Origin of the sequence: Citrobacter youngae, from assembly GCF_003818115.1 — a bacterium.
Lineage (GTDB): Bacteria > Pseudomonadota > Gammaproteobacteria > Enterobacterales > Enterobacteriaceae > Citrobacter > Citrobacter youngae.
The window spans coordinates 40,707-59,792 of sequence record NZ_RPOI01000005.1; the positions used below are offsets into that span (position 1 = coordinate 40,707).

Here is a 19,086-nt window from a genome sequence, read left to right on the forward strand (position 1 = left end):
ACAAGTGAGAGCTGCTATGAAGAAAACCTGTCGTATTGCCGCTATCCCCGGAGATGGCATTGGTAAAGAAGTCCTGCCTGAAGGCATTCATGTGTTACAAGCGGCCGCTGAGCGCTGGGGGTTGTCGCTCAGCTTTGAGCAAATGGAATGGGCCAGCTGCGAGTACTATATGCATCACGGCAAGATGATGCCCGATGACTGGCATGAACAGTTGAAATCCTTCGATGCTATCTACTTTGGTGCGGTCGGCTGGCCGGACACTGTACCGGATCACATCTCACTATGGGGCTCGTTGCTCAAGTTTCGTCGGGAGTTCGATCAATACGTCAACCTGCGTCCGGTACGCCTGTTTCCTGGTGTTCCTTGCCCACTGGCGGGTAAGAAACCTGGCGACATTGATTTCTACGTTGTACGTGAAAACACCGAAGGCGAGTATTCATCACTGGGTGGGCGCGTAAGCGAGGGTACCGAACATGAAGTGGTCATTCAGGAGTCGGTCTTCACCCGTCGCGGCGTGGATCGTATATTGCGTTACGCTTTCGAGCTGGCGCAAAACCGCCCACGTAAAACCCTGACCTCGGCGACCAAATCCAATGGCCTGGCTATCAGCATGCCTTACTGGGATGAGCGCGTTGAAGCTATGGCGGCTCACTATCCCGAGATCCGTTGGGATAAACAGCATATCGACATTCTGTGCGCCCGCTTTGTGATGCAGCCAGAGCGTTTTGACGTGGTGGTCGCCTCTAACCTGTTTGGCGACATCCTGTCCGATTTGGGACCTGCCTGCACTGGCACGATTGGCATTGCACCTTCGGCAAACTTAAATCCGGAACGAACCTTCCCATCGTTGTTCGAACCGGTCCACGGTTCGGCCCCGGATATCTACGGCAAGAATATTGCTAACCCAATTGCCACCATCTGGGCTGGTGCGATGATGCTGGATTTCCTTGGCAACGGCGATGCGAATTATCAGGCGGCCCACGATGGCATTCTGGCTGCGATTGAACAGGTTATTGCCAGCGGACCGAAAACGCCGGATATGAAAGGCAATGCCACCACTCAACAGGTAGCTGACGCTATCTGCCGGGCACTGCGTTAGAGGTCAAACCACGAAATATGAGCCGCGTCACTGACGCGGTTTTTTTATGTGTTCTGTACGTCAAATAACCTGCGTGAATTCACCTTTTATTATTTCCGTTCCGTGTTTTATTGCTTCACGCATCAGGCAATTGTTTAATTCATGTAAAGAACAAATAATAAAATTGTTAAATACGAAGCGACAAAATCTTACCCTACAGCATGATAACAACGACAGGCTAATGCCAAACGCGGGCGACTATGCCCAGGAGATCATCCATGTTGAGCAACGTAAAGAAAAAAGATGTGCCACTGATAGCCATCAGCCTGGTGGCTATTCTTTTTATCGCCGCCACACTCAGTTTCTTCCCTCAGCAGTCTGCACAAGTTGCAAATACCATTTTTAACGGCGTGACCCGAATGCTGGGTTCCGCCGTGCAGATCCTGGTCCTCATGGCCATGGGGCTGGTTGTCTGGCTGGCCACCAGCAAATACGGCAATATTCGCCTCGGTGAAGGTAAAGCGGAATACAGTACCCTTTCCTGGCTGTTTATGTTTATTTGCGCTGGATTAGGCTCCTCCACGCTCTACTGGGGGGTTGCTGAATGGGCTTATTACTACCAAACGCCGGGGCTGAACATCGCCCCACACTCACAAAAGGCCCTGGAATTCAGTCTGCCTTACTCCTTTTTCCATTGGGGGATCAGCGCATGGGCGACCTACACGCTGGCCTCGTTAACCATGGCCTACCATTTCCATGTGCGTAAAAATAAAGGCTTGAGCCTGTCCGGGATAATTGCTGCTATCACCGGCGTTCATCCACAGGGCGTATGGGGAAGACTGGTCGATTTGATGTTCCTGATCGCCACCGTCGGCGCGTTAACCATCTCCCTGGTCGTTACCGCTGCAACCTTCACTCGTGGTTTATCAGCACTCACCGGTTTACCGGATAACTTCACGGTGCAAGCCTTTGTGATCCTGTTCTCTGGCGGCATTTTCTGCCTGAGCTCCTGGATTGGCATCAACAATGGTCTGCAACGTCTGAGCAAAATGGTCGGCTGGGGGGCATTTTTACTGCCGTTGGTGGTACTGATTGTCGGCCCAACCGAATTCATCACCAATAACATCATCAACGCTATTGGCCTGACGACACAAAACTTTTTGCAGATGAGTCTGTTTACCGATCCACTCGGTAACGGTGAGTTTACCCGCAACTGGACGGTGTTCTACTGGCTGTGGTGGATCTCCTACACCCCGGGCGTCGCTATGTTTGTCACGCGCGTATCCCGCGGTCGCAAAATTAAAGAGGTTATCTGGGCATTAATCCTCGGTAGCACCGTTGGCTGCTGGTTCTTCTTCGGGGTGATGGAGAGCTACTCTATCCATCAGTTTGTCAATGGCGTGATTGATATCCCGCAGATCATGGCAACGCAGGGCGGAGAAACGGCTGTGCAGCAGGTACTGATGTCACTGCCTGCCGGGAAGCTGTTCCTGGTCGCGTATCTGGCCATCATGATTATTTTCCTTGCCTCGCATATGGATGCTGTGGCCTACACCATGGCAGCCACCAGCACACGTAATCTACAGGAAGGGGATGATCCTGAACGTGGCTTACGTTTGTTCTGGTGTGTGGTCATCACATTAATTCCATTATCAATTTTATTCACCGGTGCGTCTCTGGAAACAATGAAGACCACGGTGGTACTGACCGCCCTTCCCTTCCTCGCCATCCTGTTGGTAAAGGTCGGCGGTTTTCTTCGCTGGGTACGGCAGGATTATGCCCATGTTCCTGCTCACCAAATTGAAAGTCATCTTCCCGAAGCACCGGGCGACGCGCCTGTCACGCCACCGGCTGGGACACTACTCAAAGGCGGCAATTAAGCGCCAGTCAAAAATCTTCTTACTCACAAATTAAAGGTAATCCAATGAGCAATCTGAGCCCTGAGTTTATTCTGCCGCAAAATTTTTGTGCCAATCCGCAGGACGCCTGGACTATCCCGGCACGGTTCTATACCGACCAGCAGGCTTTTGAACACGAACAAGAGAACGTGTTTGCCAAAAGCTGGATTTGTGTTGCCCACAGCAGCGAACTGGCAAAGCCAAATGACTATGTCACGCGTGAAGTGATTGGTGAGAACATCGTGCTGGTGCGTGGCCGCGATAATGTACTGCGCGCATTCTACAACGTCTGCCCGCATCGTGGTCATCAACTGCTGAGCGGCGAAGGGAAAGCCAAGAACGTGATTACCTGCCCCTACCACGCGTGGGCATTCAAACTTGATGGCAATCTGGCTCATGCCCGTAACTGTGAAAACGTCGCCAACTTTGACAGTGAGAAGGCTCATCTGACACCAGTGCGACTCGAAGAATATGCCGGTTTTGTATTCATCAATATGGACCCGAACGCCGGTAGCGTTGAAGATCAGCTTCCGGGACTGGCAGCCAAAGTCGTCGAGGCCTGCCCTGACGTGCACGATCTGAAACTCGCCGCGCGTTTCACTACCCGCACGCCGGCCAACTGGAAAAATATCGTTGATAACTATCTGGAGTGCTACCACTGCGGTCCGGCCCACCCTGGTTTTTCCGACTCAGTACAGGTTGACCGTTACTGGCATACCATGCACGGCAACTGGACGCTGCAATACGGTTTTGCCAAACCCTCTGAACAATCGTTTAAGTTCGAAGAAGGTGTTGATGCTGCGTTCCACGGCTTCTGGTTGTGGCCGTGCACCATGCTTAACGTCACGCCAATCAAAGGCATGATGACCGTTATTTATGAATTCCCGGTGGATGCAGAAACCACACTGCAAAACTACGACATCTATTTCACTAATGAAGAGCTGACCGAAGAGCAAAAAGCGCTGATCGAATGGTATCGCAATGTCTTCCGCCCTGAGGATTTACGCCTGGTTGAGAGCGTACAAAAAGGTCTGAAATCACGTGGCTATCGTGGACAGGGACGCATTATGGCGGATACCAGCGGTAGCGGAATCTCCGAACATGGCATTGCCCATTTCCATAACCTGGTCGCTCAGGTGTTTCAGGATTAATCAGTGAAGGAGTTAGTCATGACCGTTTTTCAGACTTCACTTTTTCGCCAGCAGGCGTTTATCGCCGGACTGTGGTGTGATGCCGATGACAGTAACACGTTGTCGGTCAGCAACCCGGCAACAGGGGCCGTTCTGGGACAAATTCCCAACATGGGAATGTCAGAGGCGCAACGCGCCATTGATGCCGCCTCTCAGGCGCTTCCTGCCTGGCGGGCAATGACCGCAGCCCAACGTTCCACGTTGCTTAAAGCCTGGCATCATTTAATTCTCGACAACAAAACGGCGCTGGCGCAAATCATGACCGCCGAGCAGGGCAAACCGCTGGCTGAGGCGGAAGGAGAGATTGTCTATGCCGCGTCGTTTATTGAGTGGTTTGCCGAGCAGGCTAAACGTACTAATGGCGAGATTATCCCCTCGCCTGCGACGGATAAACGGTTGATGGTTATCCGTCAGGGTATCGGTGTCTGCGCGGCAATAACACCATGGAACTTCCCTGCGGCAATGATCACCCGCAAAGCCGGTCCCGCGCTGGCTGCAGGTTGTACGATGGTAGTAAAACCGGCCAACGAAACACCGTTTACCGCTCTGGCGCTGGCAGAACTTGCACGTCAGGCCGGTATTCCGGCGGGTGTTATCAATGTCGTGACCGGAAAGTCCCGCGAAATTGGTGCATTGTTCACCGCAGACGATCGCGTACGCAAACTGTCGTTTACCGGCTCTACCGAGGTAGGGCGCGTACTGATGCGCCAGTGTTCCGATTCTATCAAAAAGGTTTCACTGGAGCTGGGCGGCAACGCGCCGTTTATCGTATTTGAGGACGCGGATCTCGACAAAGCCGTTGAAGGCGCGCTGGTGGCTAAATTCCGCAATGCCGGACAGACCTGTGTTTGCGTGAACCGTTTTTACATTCATCAGGCTGTTTATGACGCGTTTTGCGAGAAATTCGTGGCCCGGGTCGCCGCTATGAAAGTCGGCAACGGTGAGCAACCCGGCGTACAAACCGGTCCGCTGATCAATAGCGCCGCCGTCGACAAAGTGCAGTCGCTTCTTGATGACGCGCTGACGCGGGGCGCCACGCTATTAACCGGGGGTCAACGCCATGCTCTGGGAGGAAACTATTTTACGCCCACCGTCATCGGCAACGTGCAGCCGGGCACGCAGTTGCTCCAGGAAGAGATATTCGGACCGGTCGCCGCGCTGGTGAAGTTTGAAGATGAACAGGATGCGATCCGCCAGGCAAATGACACCATTTATGGACTGGCATCCTACTTCTACAGCAATGATGCCGCACGCATCTGGCGTGTTTCAGAGCAACTGGAGTATGGCATGGTCGGTATTAATACCGGACTGATCTCGAATGAAGTCGCCCCTTTCGGTGGTGTGAAGCAATCAGGGCTGGGGCGAGAAGGTTCTGAACACGGTATCGAAGATTACCTGGAGATGAAATATCTCTGCCAGGGGCTGTAACGACAGATTCCGGCGCGCCGGGTAACCCGCGCCGGACAGAATTTTTAGGGAGTGCCGCAATGTCTGAATATCAAATGCGAGAAGTTCAGGTCAGTCAGATTGAAACGATTACCGCGCATGTAAAGCGCTTCACCTTAACGGCTGCCTCAGGCGATCCGTTGCCTGCGTTCCAGGGCGGCAGCCATATCATCGTGCAGATGCGCGATGGCGAAAATCTCTATAGCAACGCGTACTCGCTGATGAGCTCGCCGTTGGATACCCGCACCTGGCAAATTGCTGTGCGCCTGGAGGAGAATTCCAAAGGCGGCTCACGATACCTGCATCAGCAGGTCAAACCCGGCGATACGCTGACGATTTCCACGCCCAATAATCTTTTCGCCCTCGAACCGCAGGCGCAAAAGCATTTGTTAATTGCTGGCGGCATCGGTATTACGCCCTTCCTGTCGCAGATCCCGGAACTCGAAAGCGCCCAGGCACAGTGGCAGCTACATTACTGTTCACCCAGCCCTGAAAACTGCGCGTTTCATGATGAACTGAAACAGCACCGCCAGGCCGATCGCATTCATCTGCACCTTTCGAGTGAAGGCACACGCCTCGACCTGGCACATCTGCTTGCCGATGTAGAACCCGGCACCCATATTTATACCTGCGGCCCGGCCGCGCTTAACGATGCCGTAAGAAGCGAGGCCGCCCGCCACGGTCTGGATAACAATACGCTACATTTCGAGCAATTTGCGGTAGAAGATAAGAGCGGTGATGCTTTCACCCTCGTGCTGGCACGTTCCGGACGTGAGTTTGTCGTTCCGCAAGAGATGACGATTCTGCAGGTTATCGAAAATAACAAAGCTGCCAGAGTCGAGTGTCTGTGCCGTGAAGGCGTGTGCGGTACCTGTGAGACGACGATTCTTGAAGGGGAAGCGGATCACCGCGATCAATACTTTAGCGACGACGAAAAAGCCAGCCAGCAGAGCATGCTTATTTGCTGTTCACGTGCCAAAGGCAAACGCCTGGTGCTTGATTTGTAGAATTTAACCGACCGGATAAGCGATGGACTCCCCGGTCGGCCTGAACGCTTACTGTGGATAGTCCAGCAGCAGCGTCTTGAGGCGGTCGGCCATCAGTTCGCCACGCCAACCGGAAATCAGCTCCGGCAGGGACGCCTGCGGCTTTAATTTCCAGTGCCAGTTGAGCAGTTGGTTGATTTGACGACGCGAAGCAAGGAGTTCCACGCTAAGATTCTGCTCCGCACTCACATCGGCCACCAGGGCTTTAATGGCTTTGAATGCCTTGCGATAACCCGGCATATCCATCAGATTCAGCAACGGTTGCGGCAGCGACTCTTCCGGTAAGGCCTGTGCCTTTTCTACCAGGGAGATCAGCGTCTTGCCGTGGAAGCGAATTTCGCTCCCGGAAAGTCCCAGACTATCCAGCTCGCCCAGACTGCCCGGCATATAACGGGCCACCGCCCACAGATGCTCTTCACGCACCACGAAGTTTACCGCCAGATCGCGCTCGCGCGCTTTACGCAGTCGCCAGTCGGCAAGCAGTTGCAGACAGGCGAGCTGACGGGTACGCAACTGCCAGGCATTGGTAATTTCTCGCCACGCATCTTCGGGTGCCAGAATTTCCTGACGACGCTGTTGCATCAAACGACATTCGTCCAGCGCGGCGGGCAACCAGCCGGACGCATCGGTTTCTGCCATGAGTTTTGTGGTGATCGGTAATAAATACCAGACATCTGCCGCCGCATACTCGCACTGCCGCTCAGTCAGCGGTCTGGCCAGCCAGTCGGTACGTGATTCACTTTTATCCAGCACCACCCCGGTGAACTCTTCCACCATCGCAGCAAAGCCCCACGACAGTGGACGCCCACAAAAGGCGGCCAGAATCTGTGTATCGATCAGTGGTTGCGGGAGCTCACCAAACGTGTTGAGAAACACTTCGAGGTCTTCACTTCCGGCATGCAGGAATTTGGTGATCGCAGTGTCACGCAGGATATCGCGCAGCGGCGACCAGTCGGTGATCCCCTGCGGGTCAATCAGAGCAACGTGTTTGCCATCAAACAGCTGGATCAGTCCCAACTGCGGGTAGTAGGTACGCGTGCGAACAAATTCGGTATCCAGGGCTATCGCCGGAAATTCACGAACGGCTTCGCACAGCGTGGCCAACGCGTCGTCCGTGGTGATCATTTGATAATTCAAATCGTGCTCTCTTAGGTTTTCGCCAAAAAAAACGCCGGATTATCCGGCGCTTTCTGCTGGCTGTCTTAACGCTCAGCCTTTATTGTCCACTTTGCCGCGCGCTTCGTCACGTAATTCTCGTCGCAAAATTTTACCGACGTTAGATTTCGGCAACTCATCACGGAATTCCACCAGCTTCGGTACTTTATAGCCCGTCAGGTGACGACGGCAGAAAGTAACCAGCGCTTCATCGGTTAACGAGGCGTCTTTCTTCACCACAAAAATTTTCACCGCTTCACCGCTGCTGCCTGATGGAACGCCAACGGCAGCCACTTCCTGCACACCTGGATGTTGCATCACCACGTCTTCAATTTCGTTCGGATAGACGTTAAAGCCGGAGACCAGGATCATATCTTTCTTACGATCAACAATACGCAGGAAGCCTTCATCATCCATCACCGCAATATCGCCGGTGTGCAGCCAGCCGTCTTTGACGATTTCGTCTGTGGCGTCTGGTCGCTGCCAGTACCCCAGCATCACCTGCGGACCTTTCACGCACAGTTCGCCCGGTTCTCCCGGTGGCACTTCGTTGTCGTCATCATCCACCAGTTTGACCTCGGTAGACGGAACCGGTAACCCGATACTGCCGCTATGGTAGTCGATATCGTGAGGGTTGACGCTCACCAGCGGAGCGCACTCCGTCAGGCCATAGCCTTCCAGCAGATACTGCCCCGTCAGCTTCACCCAACGTTCCGCTACCGCCTGTTGAACCGGCATCCCGCCGCCTGCAGAAAGGTGCAGTGACGAGAAGTCCAGTTGCTGGAACTCTTTGTTATTCAGCAGCGCGTTAAACAGCGTGTTGACGCCGGTCATCGCGGTGAAGGGATATTTCGCCAGCTCTTTTACCAGTCCGGGAATATCGCGCGGGTTGGTAATCAGCAGATTTTGACCGCCCAGCTCAATAAACAGCAGGCAGTTCATCGTCAGCGCAAAAATGTGATACAGCGGTAGAGCTGTTACCACCAACTCTTTGCCCGGATGCAGCAACGGACCATAGGTGGCATTAACCTGCTCCAGGTTAGCCAGCATGTTACGGTGCGTGAGCATTGCGCCTTTCGCCACACCGGTGGTACCACCGGTATACTGCAGGAAAGCCAAATCTTCTGACACGACTTCCGGCTTCACATACTGCATGCGGTAGCCGTTTTGCAGCGCACTGCGAAACGAGATGGCATCCGGCAGGTGATATTTCGGCACCAGACGCTTGATATATTTCACGACGAAGTTAACCAGCGTCCCTTTCGCGGTCGACAACTGATCGCCCATACGCGTGAGGATCACGTGTTGAACTGAGGTCTTATCGACCACTTTCTCCAGCGTGTGGGCAAAGTTAGAGACGATGACGATCGCCGATGCACCGCTATCGTTGAGCTGATGTTCCAGCTCGCGAGGCGTGTACAGCGGGTTCACGTTCACAACTATCATGCCAGCACGTAAAATCCCAAACAGTGCAACGGGATATTGCAACAGGTTGGGCATCATCAGTGCCACGCGATCGCCCTTTTTCAGTCCAAGTCCTTGTTGCAAATAAGCCGCGAATGCCCGACTGCGCTCTTCGAGTTTGCGGAAGGTCATCACCTCCCCCATGTTCATAAACGCGGGTTGATCGGCATACCGTCTTACTGAGTGTTCAAAGAGTTCCACCAGGGATTGATAACGGTCAGGATTGATCTCCGCGGGAACACCAGCGGGATAACGGTTAAGCCAAACCTTTTTCAATACATCACCTCTAAAATGCGTATTCGTCGTCATCACAACCCCAGGCAATAAACAAACTGTTAACATAATATTAACTCAGCGTACCAGTTTGTTTATTACACAACGACAAGGTTGCGAAGCACGTCACTATTTATTTTTCTTATATCCACGTTAATGCAGAAACAGCGGACGAGCCGCTGTTTCTTTTATCATTAAAACAAAGAGTTACTCTGTTACTATCGTCTGAACCTGCGCGGGACCGGGATTGTACCATCCCCATCCGCCGTAGCCACCGTAAGGCCAGCCACGCGCACCGTAGAACCAGGGGTCAATCGGCTGCGGAGGCATCACAATTTGCTGAGTAATATGCCAGCGTTTATAACCGGTTACCTGCATCAGCATGAACTTATACGGTGTACTACCAATTTTTCCGTCCACAGTTCCGCTAATGGGTCCGACGACGGTGACCAGTTGACCACGAAAATCTACCGGGTCGAGGAAACCGTTAACATCGGCATAAATTCGCCCGCGTGACGCTTCGCCCAGAATCGGTCGTGCCCCGCTATCGAGCGGCATAGTGGCGATCTCCAGTCGGGATTTCCCTTGCTGGTTTTGAATATCCACCACCTTACCGCCAAAACGTGCTTCTTGTCCGACGTACAACTGCGGCGCATTCATCACCCGCACCAGATCCTGCTGCGGTGTCGGGCTCGAACCTTTAATCGCATCCGGGATGGTGACACAGCCGCTTAGCGATAACGCCAATACGCCTGCCAGTACACCTTTCAATAACTGCTTTTGCACCACCATATTGCGACTCCCTTTTCTTAGCCTCTGCCCGGACATGTTCGCGATGCTGTGTATTGACATCAGTGCGAATTTACCAGGGATGTACTACTAAGATTCATTCTTTACCGGGAAGTTTCTTCCACGCCACGGTGTTACGTAAATAAACCGGTTCAGCATGTTCAACCGCCACGGTCTTACCGGCAGCCAGCATTTGCGTGGCGACAGGCAGCATATCTTCTGCCGCAGGAAGCAATACGTCGCCATCGTTCAGCATCAGACCACTATCTTTGCCGAGTTCAGGCCAGGCTGGCCAGCCCGTGCCAACGGTTACCCAGTCGCCAGAAAGCTGCAGCAGGCGATCGTGTACCTGCTCCGGCGTTAACACCGCTTCTGTCTCTTCGCCGTGCCAGATGCCATCTTCATCACGCTGGTATTCAGCCCAGTACACTTCACCCATACGCGCATCAATCGCGGCCAGTACGCGGGTAGCGCCCGATTTACGCCAGGCCCCCTGTGCCATTGTCGCGAGAGTGGAGACGCCGATCATCGGTAAATTCGCGCCTAACGCCAGCCCCTGGGCAATGCCAATCCCAATACGGACACCGGTGAAACTACCGGGACCGCGCCCAAATGCCAGGGCGTCAATGTCGGTTAACGTGAGATCGCCAGCGGCCAGGATTTCCTCGACCATCGGTAAAATTCGTTGGGTATGTTCTCGTGGGCAAAGCTCGAAGTGAGCCTTGATAGTACCGTCATTCCACAGGGCAACAGAGCACGCCTCTGTGGCGGTATCGATAGCCAGAATTCGCATGGGTGTTTGTGATCAGATCAATAAATTTGGCGCGCATCTTACCACACTCCGTAACAAATTACTCAGCCGATGGTATAGCAAGAAAGCGAACAGCACGCGCAATATCACGCGTGCGTGGCGCAGGCGGAAGGCTTGCCAGGAAGGTCGCGCCATAAGGCCGCATCACCAGACGGTTATCACAAATCACCAGCACACCGCGATCGTCGGCATCACGAATCAGACGCCCTACCCCCTGCTTCAGGGTGATAACCGCATCCGGCAACTGGACGTCTTCAAACGGATCGCCGCCGCGCAGTCGACAATCCTCCATTCGGGCTTTTAACAGCGGGTCGTCCGGCGAGGTAAACGGCAGTTTGTCGATTATCACCAGCGACAGCGTATCACCGCGCACGTCCACACCTTCCCAGAAGCTGCTGGTGGCAACCAGTAGCGCATTACCTGCGCTGACAAACTGCTGTAACAGTTGCCCTTTACTGGTTTCGCCCTGCAGCAGAACGGGAAGCGTCATGGTGGCGCGGAATTGTTCCGCCAGATCGCGCATCATCGCGTGCGAAGTGCACAGCATAAAGCAGCGACCGTTGTTCGCTTCGATAATGGGACGCAGCATGGAAGCCAACTGCCGCGCAGCCCCCGGCTGGTTGGTTTGCGGGAGATTACGCGGCACGCACAGCAGCGCCTGACGGGTGTAATCAAATGGACTCGGCAGTAGCATCGACTCGGCATCGTCAATACCCAGCCGCGCGGTGAAATGATGGAGGTCATCGTTTACCGACAGCGTCGCGGAGGTAAAAATCCAGCAGCCCGGTTTTTGCTCCATCACTTCTTTGAATTTGTCGGCCACGGTAAGCGGCGTCAATGCGAGCGTAAAATGGCGGGAGGTGCATTCATACCAGTAGCTGAAGCCTGGCTGGTTGATCTCTTTCAGACGCTTCAGGCGAGCACGGTAAAGCGTGGCACGTTCAAACGCAGCATCCAGCAAGGCAGAACGGCCGAGAGACAGCTTCGCCACGTCATAACAGAGCTCAAGTGTGTCATCGAGCAGCAAAAACGCGCGCTGCACGCGCTGGTCAGCCAGCAGTTCACGCAGATTTCCACGATAGCCGGGCTCGCCGAGCTGTAGGCGAAAGTCCTGCGCGCTTTGCGCCAGCCGGTCCGCGCATTTTTGTAACTGCTGGGTGTCTTTCAGCTCGGTGCGATAGGCAATGGTGATGTCTTTTGCCAGATCCAGCAGTTGGCGACTGGAAAGCGATTGACCAAAGTACTGGCTGGCGATATCCGGTAGCTGATGGGCTTCATCGAAGATCATCACGTCTGCCTCGGGGATTAATTCACCAAATCCACTCTCTTTCACCACCATATCAGCGAGAAACAGATGATGGTTCACCACGACGACATCCGCTTCCATCGCCTTCTTGCGCGCTTTAACGACAAAGCACTCTTTATACAGCGGGCAGTCGCTGCCAAGGCAATTATCGTTTGTGCTGGTTACCAGCGGCCAGGCCTGAGAGTCTTCCGCCACGCTGACGCAGGTGCTGATGTCGCCATCAAGCGTTTGATTTGACCATGAGCGCAGCAGTATGACATCGCTTAACGTTTGTACCGGTAGATCGCCCCCCGCCAGCGCCTGCTGTTCGAGGCGTTCCAGACACAGGTAGTTGGAGCGCCCTTTTAGCAACGCCAGCTTACCGGTGAATTTCAGTGCTTTGGCAACGGTGGGAAGATCGCGACTGTAGAGCTGATCCTGCAACGCTTTCGATCCCGTCGACACAATCACTTTCTTTCCAGCGCGAAGCGCCGGGGCGAGGTAAGCGTATGTTTTACCTGTGCCAGTGCCGGCTTCTACAACAAGCGGTTGTGATTTTTCAATGGCATGACTGACAGCAATCGCCATCTGTCGCTGTGGTTCACGCGGTTTAAAACCCGGTATCGCTTTAGCCAATTGACCGTCTGCTGCAAAATCGTCCGTCACACTGCCCCCTGTTCATTTGAACAGGGATTATGTCAGGCCAGCGGGTCTTTCGCCAGTTGAAGAGGTGACGCGGGCGCAACATTATGGCAGTCTTGGCGCAATCTGAAGCCCATGAAGAAAAATGCAAATAAGGAATGATTTATGACGATTGTGCGCATTGATGCTGAAGCTCGTTGGTCTGACGTGGTTATCCATAACAACACGTTGTACTACACCGGCGTGCCGGAGAATCTGGATGCAGACGCTTTTGAGCAAACGGCAAATACGCTGGCGCAAATTGATGCGGTGCTGGAAAAACAGGGTAGCGACAAGTCACGAATCCTTGATGCCACCCTTTTTCTGGCGGACAAAAGTGATTTTGCCGCCATGAACAAAGCCTGGGATGCGTGGGTCGTTGCCGGTCACGCGCCGGTACGTTGTACCGTTCAGGCCGGATTGATGAACCCGAAATACAAAGTCGAGATCAAGATTATCGCTGAGGTTTAAGCGGCGCTACTCGTCTTCATCTTCAAAACGCGCCACGATCCGTTCACCGGTATGGCTGGCGCGTAGCTCTTCAGCAACCAGAGCAATCGCCTGTCCGCTGCTCATCCCCTGCGACATCAGTTCCTGAATCCGCTCTACTGCTTTTTGCTGCTGCTCATGACTGAGTGAAGGTAAACCTGCAAACATTGTTAACTCCTGCTAAATTGTCTGCGCTAATTATTTCATGCTACCGGGCAGTTAGCCAGTAGAGTAGCAACGAGTCAGGACTGATGAAGACGTTATCTCCCGCAGTAATCACATTACCCTGGTGTCAGGACGCCGCTGAACGCTATTTTTCGACCTTAAGCCATCTGCCCTGGGCGATGCTGTTGCATTCAGGTCATGCCGATCATCCGCATAACCGTTTTGATATTCTGGTCGCCGACCCTGTAGCGACCCTGGTTACGCGTGCACAGGAGACTATGGTCAAGGACAGGCAAGGCATTTTGCGCACGCTTGATGACCCGATGAAAGTATTATATTCAACGCTAACCGCTCAGGCTATTCAGCCTGATTATCATCCCGACCTCCCGTTCCAGGGCGGCGCACTGGGTTTGTTTGGCTACGATCTGGGCCGCCGCTTTGAATCGCTGCCAAATATTGCCGAACGCGATATCGCCTTGCCGGATATGGGCGTCGGTATCTATGACTGGGCGTTGATTGTCGATCACCAGCTACAGACTGTATCACTGCTTAGCCATAGCGATGTGCATGCCCGTCTGGCGTGGCTCGAAAATCAACTGCCGCCGGTACGCGAGCCATTTACATTAACGTCGGCATGGCACTCGAATATGAGCCGTGAGCAATACGGCGAAAAATTTCGTCAGGTGCAGCACTATTTGCACAGCGGCGACTGCTATCAGGTCAACCTGGCCCAACGTTTTCAGGCGCAATATCAGGGAGATGAATGGCAAGCGTTTGTGCAGCTCAATCGCGCTAACCGCGCGCCATTCAGTGCGTTTATACGCCTGGAAGACGGCGCAATCCTCAGTCTGTCACCGGAACGCTTTATTCAACTGGAAGATCAGCATATCCAGACACGCCCCATCAAAGGTACGCTACCCAGACTGGACGATCCTGATGCCGATCGCCAGCAAGCCGACAAGCTGGCAAATTCGCCAAAGGATCGGGCGGAAAACCTGATGATCGTCGATTTGATGCGTAACGATATCGGCCGCGTCGCCGTGCCCGGCTCGGTACAGGTTCCGGAACTGTTTGTGGTTGAACCCTTCCCGGCCGTACATCATCTGGTCAGTACCATTACCGCGCGTTTACCAGAGTCATTGCATGCCACCGACCTGCTGCGTGCCGCCTTCCCTGGTGGCTCCATCACCGGCGCGCCAAAAGTGCGGGCGATGGAAATTATCGACGAACTGGAGCCGCAAAGACGCAACGCCTGGTGCGGCAGCATTGGTTATCTGAGCTTTTGCGGCAATATGGATACCAGCATCACCATTCGCACACTGACAGCCACAAACGGACAAATTTATTGCTCCGCTGGCGGTGGCATTGTTGCAGACAGTCAGGAAGACGCGGAGTATCAGGAAACGTTTGATAAAGTGAATCGTATTTTGCACCAACTGGAGAACTGACACGTGGAATACAGCAGCCTGACGCTTGATGATTTTTTATCGCGCTTCCAACTCCTGCGCCCGCAGGTCAATCATGCCGCGTTAAACCAGCGCCAGGCCGCCGTACTGATCCCTGTCGTACGCCGTGCGCAGCCGGGATTGCTGTTAACCCAGCGATCCGTTCATCTGCGCAAGCACGCCGGACAGGTCGCCTTTCCCGGCGGTGCGGTGGACAGCAGCGATGCTTCATTGATTGCCGCCGCCCTTCGCGAAGCGCAGGAAGAAGTGGCGATCCCACCTTCTTGCGTTGAGGTGATTGGCGTGCTGCCACCGGTCGACAGCGTTACCGGATTTCAGGTCACGCCAGTGGTAGGTATTATCCCGCCAAATTTACCGTATCGCGCCAGTGAGGATGAAGTGTCTGCAGTGTTCGAAATGCCGCTGGCGCAGGCCCTGCATTTAGGTCGCTATCATCCTTTGGATATCTACCGTCGCGGTGATTCACATCGTGTATGGCTTTCCTGGTATGAGCACTATTTCGTCTGGGGAATGACCGCCGGAATAATTCGTGAGCTGGCGCTGCAAATTGGCGTCAAGCCCTGACTATACTTATCTTTACGCACGCCATAGACAACTTGAAACTCAGGTCACAACATTAGTAAAACCGCGGTTATCTATTAGTTTAATTCATGTGAATAGTTAAGCCGATCGCCGCGTTCCCTCTTACACTATGCGCAGTTATAACATCGTTACTGGAAAGCCCAGTCGCCCTGTAGGAGTATTATCGTGATTAGTCTATTCGACATGTTTAAGGTGGGGATTGGTCCCTCATCTTCCCATACCGTAGGGCCTATGAAGGCGGGTAAACAGTTCGTCGATGACCTGGTCGAAAAAGGATTACTGGACAGCGTTACTCGTGTCGCCGTCGACGTGTATGGTTCACTGTCGCTCACGGGTAAAGGTCACCACACCGATATCGCCATTATTATGGGTCTGGCGGGCAATGAGCCTGCTACCGTGGATATTGACAGCATCCCCGGATTTATCCGCGACGTAGAAACGCGTGGCCGCCTGCTGCTTGCGCAGGGGCAGCACGAAGTGGATTTCCCGCAGAATGACGGCATGCGTTTTCACAACGGCAACCTGCCGCTGCATGAAAACGGGATGCAGATCCATGCGTACAATGGCGAAACCGTCATTTACAGCAAAACGTACTATTCCATTGGCGGTGGGTTCATCGTTGATGAAGAACATTTTGGTCAGGATGCAACGAATGAGGTCAGCGTACCTTATCCGTTCAAATCCGCCACTGAAATGCTGGAATACTGCAACAGCACCGGTTTGTCTCTCTCAGGCATGGTGATGCAGAACGAACTTGCGCTGCACAGCAAGAAAGAGATTGAAGAGTACTTTGGCAACGTCTGGCAGACCATGCAGGCTTGTATCGATCGTGGGATGAACACCGAAGGCGTGCTGCCGGGTCCGCTGCGCGTTCCTCGCCGTGCCTCCGCCCTGCGTCGTATGCTGGTTTCCAGCGACAAGCTCTCCAACGATCCGATGAACGTGATCGACTGGGTGAACATGTTTGCGCTGGCGGTTAACGAAGAAAACGCCGCGGGTGGTCGCGTTGTAACCGCGCCAACCAACGGTGCCTGCGGGATCGTGCCTGCAGTACTGGCCTATTACGATCATTTCATCGAGTCCGTCAGCCCGGATATCTACACCCGTTATTTCCTGGCGGCGGGGGCAATTGGTGCGTTGTACAAGATGAACGCCTCTATCTCTGGCGCCGAAGTAGGCTGTCAGGGTGAAGTCGGTGTGGCATGCTCCATGGCTGCTGCAGGTCTGGCTGAGCTACTGGGCGCGAGCCCTGAGCAAGTGTGTGTTGCTGCCGAGATCGGTATGGAGCACAACCTGGGCTTAACCTGCGATCCGGTTGCCGGACAGGTGCAGGTTCCGTGCATCGAACGTAACGCTATTGCGTCCGTGAAGGCGATTAACGCCGCACGTATGGCGATGCGCCGCACCAGCGCGCCACGCGTCTCGCTGGATAAAGTCATTGAGACCATGTACGAAACAGGTAAAGACATGAACGCCAAATACCGCGAAACGTCACGCGGTGGTTTGGCAATCAAAGTTCAATGTGACTAATACTTAATTTTCGCCCATCTGCGACGGATGGGCGAATTTGCCCCTTCTCGCTCGTCTACTGTAATTTTCCCCACTACACTTGCTCTGTTGCTGTTGGCTTCTGTGACCAACGGCTTATCGGGCGGCCCGCATGCAAACAGCACAACGGATCATTCAAAACTATCGCCGTAATCGCTTAATCGTCTGCACAATATGTGCACTACTGACGCTCATCCTCACATTAACGGTCCGATTTATTTCGGAGCGTAATATAAATCACCGTTACACCGTCACCTTTGCTAATCATGCCGTAGAGGCACTGGATGATGTGCTGCTCCCACTGCAGGCCGGGCGCGATATACTGCTCCCGTTGATTGGTCTTCCCTGCTCTGTGGCGCGTTTACCTTTGAGCAAGCATGCTGCCAGGCTACAAACAGTGCGCTCTATCAGTCTGATTCAGGGGGGGATTCTTTATTGCTCCAGTATCTTTGGCTATCGCAATGTGCCTATCCGCCAAATTCAACCTGAATTACCGAGCCGGGAGGCGCAACTGCTGTTGTCCACCGACCATTCGCTGATTAAAGGTAGTCCCATTCTGACGCAGTGGTATCCGGCCTCCGCGGATGGCGAAAATGGGGTGCTGGAAATCGTCAATATTGATTTATTATCGACCATGCTGCTGGAACCCCAGCCACCGCAAATCACCAACGCCAGTTTAACCGTCGGCAACCGCCACCTGCTCTACGGACAAGGTGTTGTCGAGACCTTGCCTGCACTGAACGATGAAAAACGTTATCAGCTTTCATCGCAACATTTTCCCTTCACGATCAGCGTCACCGGCCCTGGCGCCAGTGAATTGGCGATAAAACATCTGCCGACACAACTGCCGCTGGCGGTGATCCTGAGCCTGTTGGTGGGATACCTTGCCTGGCTGGCAACCGCCAGCAGAATGAGTTTTTCCTGGGAGATTAATCTGGCTCTCGCGGCACACGAGTTCGAGTTGTTTTGTCAGCCACTGCTGAACGCGCAGACCCAGCAATGTATGGGTGTAGAAATTCTGTTGCGCTGGAACAACCCACGTCAGGGCTGGATTTCGCCGGAAGTGTTTATTCCTATCGCCGAAGAGCACAACCTGATTGTCCCTCTTACCCGTCATGTCATCGCAGAAACCATTCAGCAACGACACGTTTTTCCGATGAGTAGCCAGTTTCATATCGGTATCAATGTTGCCGCCAGCCATTTCCGCCACGGTACGCTGTTAAAAGACCTTAATCAGTACTGGTTCAGCCAGCATCCCATCCAGCAACTGGTTATAGAACTGACCGAACGCGATGCCTTACTGGATGTGGATTATCGGATCGTGCGCGAGTTGAATCGCCTCGGCGTTAAGCTGGCGATTGACGATTTTGGTACCGGAAACAGCTCGCTTTCCTGGCTGGAAAAATTGCGCCCGGATGTGCTGAAAATTGATAAATCATTTACTTCGGCGATCGGAACCGACGCCGTGAATTCAACCGTCACAGACATCATTATCGCGCTGGGAAAAAGGCTGAATATCGAACTGGTGGCTGAAGGCGTAGAAACGCAGGCACAGGCGCAGCATTTACGCCGTCATGGCGTACATATCTTGCAGGGTTTTTTGTATGCCAAGCCGATGCCGCTTCGTGATTTTCCCAAATGGCTGGCGGGCAGCACGCCGCCACCCGCCAGGCATAACGGGCACCATATCATGCCCATTATGCCATTTCGCTAACCCCGT

16 protein-coding genes are annotated in these 19,086 nt (G+C 53.7%); 10 read left to right on the plus strand and 6 right to left on the minus strand.

Going from position 1 to position 19,086, the window contains the following annotated elements; genetic code table 11:
* Positions 1 to 16 precede the first annotated feature (16 nt).
* The 5 genes from EHN13_RS04125 to EHN13_RS04145 all read left to right on the plus strand — a co-directional run bounded on the left by EHN13_RS04125 (position 17) and on the right by EHN13_RS04145 (position 6,619).
* Positions 17 to 1,099: a tartrate dehydrogenase gene (locus EHN13_RS04125; protein ID WP_048211418.1), complete on the plus strand. Its 1,083-nt coding sequence runs from the start codon at positions 17 to 19 to the stop codon at positions 1,097 to 1,099.
* Positions 1,100 to 1,356: 257 nt separating this feature from the next.
* Positions 1,357 to 2,958, plus strand: a complete 1,602-nt coding sequence (locus tag EHN13_RS04130; RefSeq protein WP_048211417.1) for a BCCT family transporter — start codon at positions 1,357 to 1,359, stop codon at positions 2,956 to 2,958.
* A gap of 44 nt (positions 2,959 to 3,002) precedes the next feature.
* A complete protein-coding gene (gene yeaW / locus EHN13_RS04135) occupies positions 3,003 to 4,127 on the plus strand; it encodes a carnitine monooxygenase, oxygenase subunit YeaW (protein WP_061068052.1) in 1,125 nt (374 codons plus the stop codon).
* Positions 4,128 to 4,145: 18 nt separating this feature from the next.
* Positions 4,146 to 5,594 (plus strand): NAD-dependent succinate-semialdehyde dehydrogenase, encoded by a 1,449-nt coding sequence (locus EHN13_RS04140; protein WP_124020941.1) that lies wholly within the window; start codon positions 4,146 to 4,148, stop codon positions 5,592 to 5,594.
* Between the two features lie 59 nt (positions 5,595 to 5,653).
* A complete protein-coding gene (locus tag EHN13_RS04145) occupies positions 5,654 to 6,619 on the plus strand; it encodes a PDR/VanB family oxidoreductase (protein ID WP_124020942.1) in 966 nt (321 codons plus the stop codon).
* A gap of 48 nt (positions 6,620 to 6,667) precedes the next feature.
* On the opposite strand, the gene rnd is transcribed toward EHN13_RS04145, so the two are convergent.
* From rnd to EHN13_RS04170, 5 genes are all read right to left on the minus strand, one after another.
* Positions 6,668 to 7,783: a ribonuclease D gene (gene rnd, locus EHN13_RS04150; protein WP_061068055.1), complete on the minus strand. Its 1,116-nt coding sequence runs from the start codon at positions 7,781 to 7,783 to the stop codon at positions 6,668 to 6,670.
* Between the two features lie 84 nt (positions 7,784 to 7,867).
* Positions 7,868 to 9,553 (minus strand): long-chain-fatty-acid--CoA ligase FadD, encoded by a 1,686-nt coding sequence (gene fadD, locus EHN13_RS04155; RefSeq protein WP_005122193.1) that lies wholly within the window; start codon positions 9,551 to 9,553, stop codon positions 7,868 to 7,870.
* Between the two features lie 204 nt (positions 9,554 to 9,757).
* Complete coding sequence (locus EHN13_RS04160; RefSeq protein WP_048211412.1) at positions 9,758 to 10,342, minus strand: Slp family lipoprotein; 585 nt, start codon at positions 10,340 to 10,342, stop codon at positions 9,758 to 9,760.
* Between the two features lie 94 nt (positions 10,343 to 10,436).
* Positions 10,437 to 11,132 (minus strand): tRNA (adenosine(37)-N6)-threonylcarbamoyltransferase complex dimerization subunit type 1 TsaB, encoded by a 696-nt coding sequence (gene tsaB, locus EHN13_RS04165; RefSeq protein ID WP_048211411.1) that lies wholly within the window; start codon positions 11,130 to 11,132, stop codon positions 10,437 to 10,439.
* Positions 11,133 to 11,190: 58 nt separating this feature from the next.
* Complete coding sequence (locus EHN13_RS04170; RefSeq protein WP_115601890.1) at positions 11,191 to 13,101, minus strand: DNA repair helicase YoaA; 1,911 nt, start codon at positions 13,099 to 13,101, stop codon at positions 11,191 to 11,193.
* Positions 13,102 to 13,242: 141 nt separating this feature from the next.
* Here EHN13_RS04170 and EHN13_RS04175 point away from each other — a divergent pair, with 141 nt between their 5' ends.
* Entirely contained in the window at positions 13,243 to 13,587 is a 345-nt protein-coding gene (locus EHN13_RS04175) for a RidA family protein (protein ID WP_124020943.1), read from the plus strand.
* 6 nt (positions 13,588 to 13,593) lie between these two features.
* Here the strand turns inward: EHN13_RS04175 and EHN13_RS04180 are convergent, their stop codons facing one another.
* Positions 13,594 to 13,773, minus strand: coding sequence for a YoaH family protein (locus EHN13_RS04180; protein WP_003020986.1), 180 nt, complete (start codon positions 13,771 to 13,773; stop codon positions 13,594 to 13,596).
* 83 nt (positions 13,774 to 13,856) lie between these two features.
* Here EHN13_RS04180 and pabB point away from each other — a divergent pair, with 83 nt between their 5' ends.
* The 4 genes from pabB (at position 13,857) to EHN13_RS04200 (ending at position 19,080) form a co-directional block, all read left to right on the plus strand.
* The gene (gene pabB / locus EHN13_RS04185) at positions 13,857 to 15,218 is read left to right on the plus strand and encodes an aminodeoxychorismate synthase component 1 (protein WP_167469980.1); all 1,362 of its coding nucleotides are present in this window, start codon (positions 13,857 to 13,859) and stop codon (positions 15,216 to 15,218) included.
* A 3-nt stretch (positions 15,219 to 15,221) separates the two neighbouring features.
* A complete protein-coding gene (locus EHN13_RS04190) occupies positions 15,222 to 15,800 on the plus strand; it encodes a CoA pyrophosphatase (RefSeq protein ID WP_048211408.1) in 579 nt (192 codons plus the stop codon).
* Positions 15,801 to 15,983: 183 nt separating this feature from the next.
* Positions 15,984 to 17,348 (plus strand): L-serine ammonia-lyase, encoded by a 1,365-nt coding sequence (gene sdaA / locus EHN13_RS04195; RefSeq protein ID WP_048211407.1) that lies wholly within the window; start codon positions 15,984 to 15,986, stop codon positions 17,346 to 17,348.
* Positions 17,349 to 17,478: 130 nt separating this feature from the next.
* Positions 17,479 to 19,080, plus strand: a complete 1,602-nt coding sequence (locus tag EHN13_RS04200) for an EAL domain-containing protein (protein WP_048211406.1) — start codon at positions 17,479 to 17,481, stop codon at positions 19,078 to 19,080.
* The last annotated feature ends 6 nt before the right edge of the window (positions 19,081 to 19,086 follow it).

Excerpts from the sequence above, each read along its gene's own strand:
- EHN13_RS04125 (WP_048211418.1), top strand. The coding sequence starts at position 17 with ATGAAGAAAACCTGTCGTATTGCCGCTATCCCCGGAGATGGCATTGGT.
- EHN13_RS04160 (WP_048211412.1), bottom strand. The coding sequence starts at position 10,342 with ATGGTGGTGCAAAAGCAGTTATTGAAAGGTGTACTGGCAGGCGTATTG.
- EHN13_RS04175 (WP_124020943.1), top strand. The coding sequence starts at position 13,243 with ATGACGATTGTGCGCATTGATGCTGAAGCTCGTTGGTCTGACGTGGTT.
- EHN13_RS04145 (WP_124020942.1), top strand. The coding sequence starts at position 5,654 with ATGTCTGAATATCAAATGCGAGAAGTTCAGGTCAGTCAGATTGAAACG.
- yeaW (WP_061068052.1), top strand. The coding sequence starts at position 3,003 with ATGAGCAATCTGAGCCCTGAGTTTATTCTGCCGCAAAATTTTTGTGCC.
- EHN13_RS04140 (WP_124020941.1), top strand. The coding sequence starts at position 4,146 with ATGACCGTTTTTCAGACTTCACTTTTTCGCCAGCAGGCGTTTATCGCC.
- EHN13_RS04200 (WP_048211406.1), top strand. The coding sequence starts at position 17,479 with ATGCAAACAGCACAACGGATCATTCAAAACTATCGCCGTAATCGCTTA.
- EHN13_RS04130 (WP_048211417.1), top strand. The coding sequence starts at position 1,357 with ATGTTGAGCAACGTAAAGAAAAAAGATGTGCCACTGATAGCCATCAGC.
- pabB (WP_167469980.1), top strand. The coding sequence starts at position 13,857 with ATGAAGACGTTATCTCCCGCAGTAATCACATTACCCTGGTGTCAGGAC.
- EHN13_RS04180 (WP_003020986.1), bottom strand. The coding sequence starts at position 13,773 with ATGTTTGCAGGTTTACCTTCACTCAGTCATGAGCAGCAGCAAAAAGCA.
- tsaB (WP_048211411.1), bottom strand. The coding sequence starts at position 11,132 with ATGCGAATTCTGGCTATCGATACCGCCACAGAGGCGTGCTCTGTTGCC.
- rnd (WP_061068055.1), bottom strand. The coding sequence starts at position 7,783 with ATGATCACCACGGACGACGCGTTGGCCACGCTGTGCGAAGCCGTTCGT.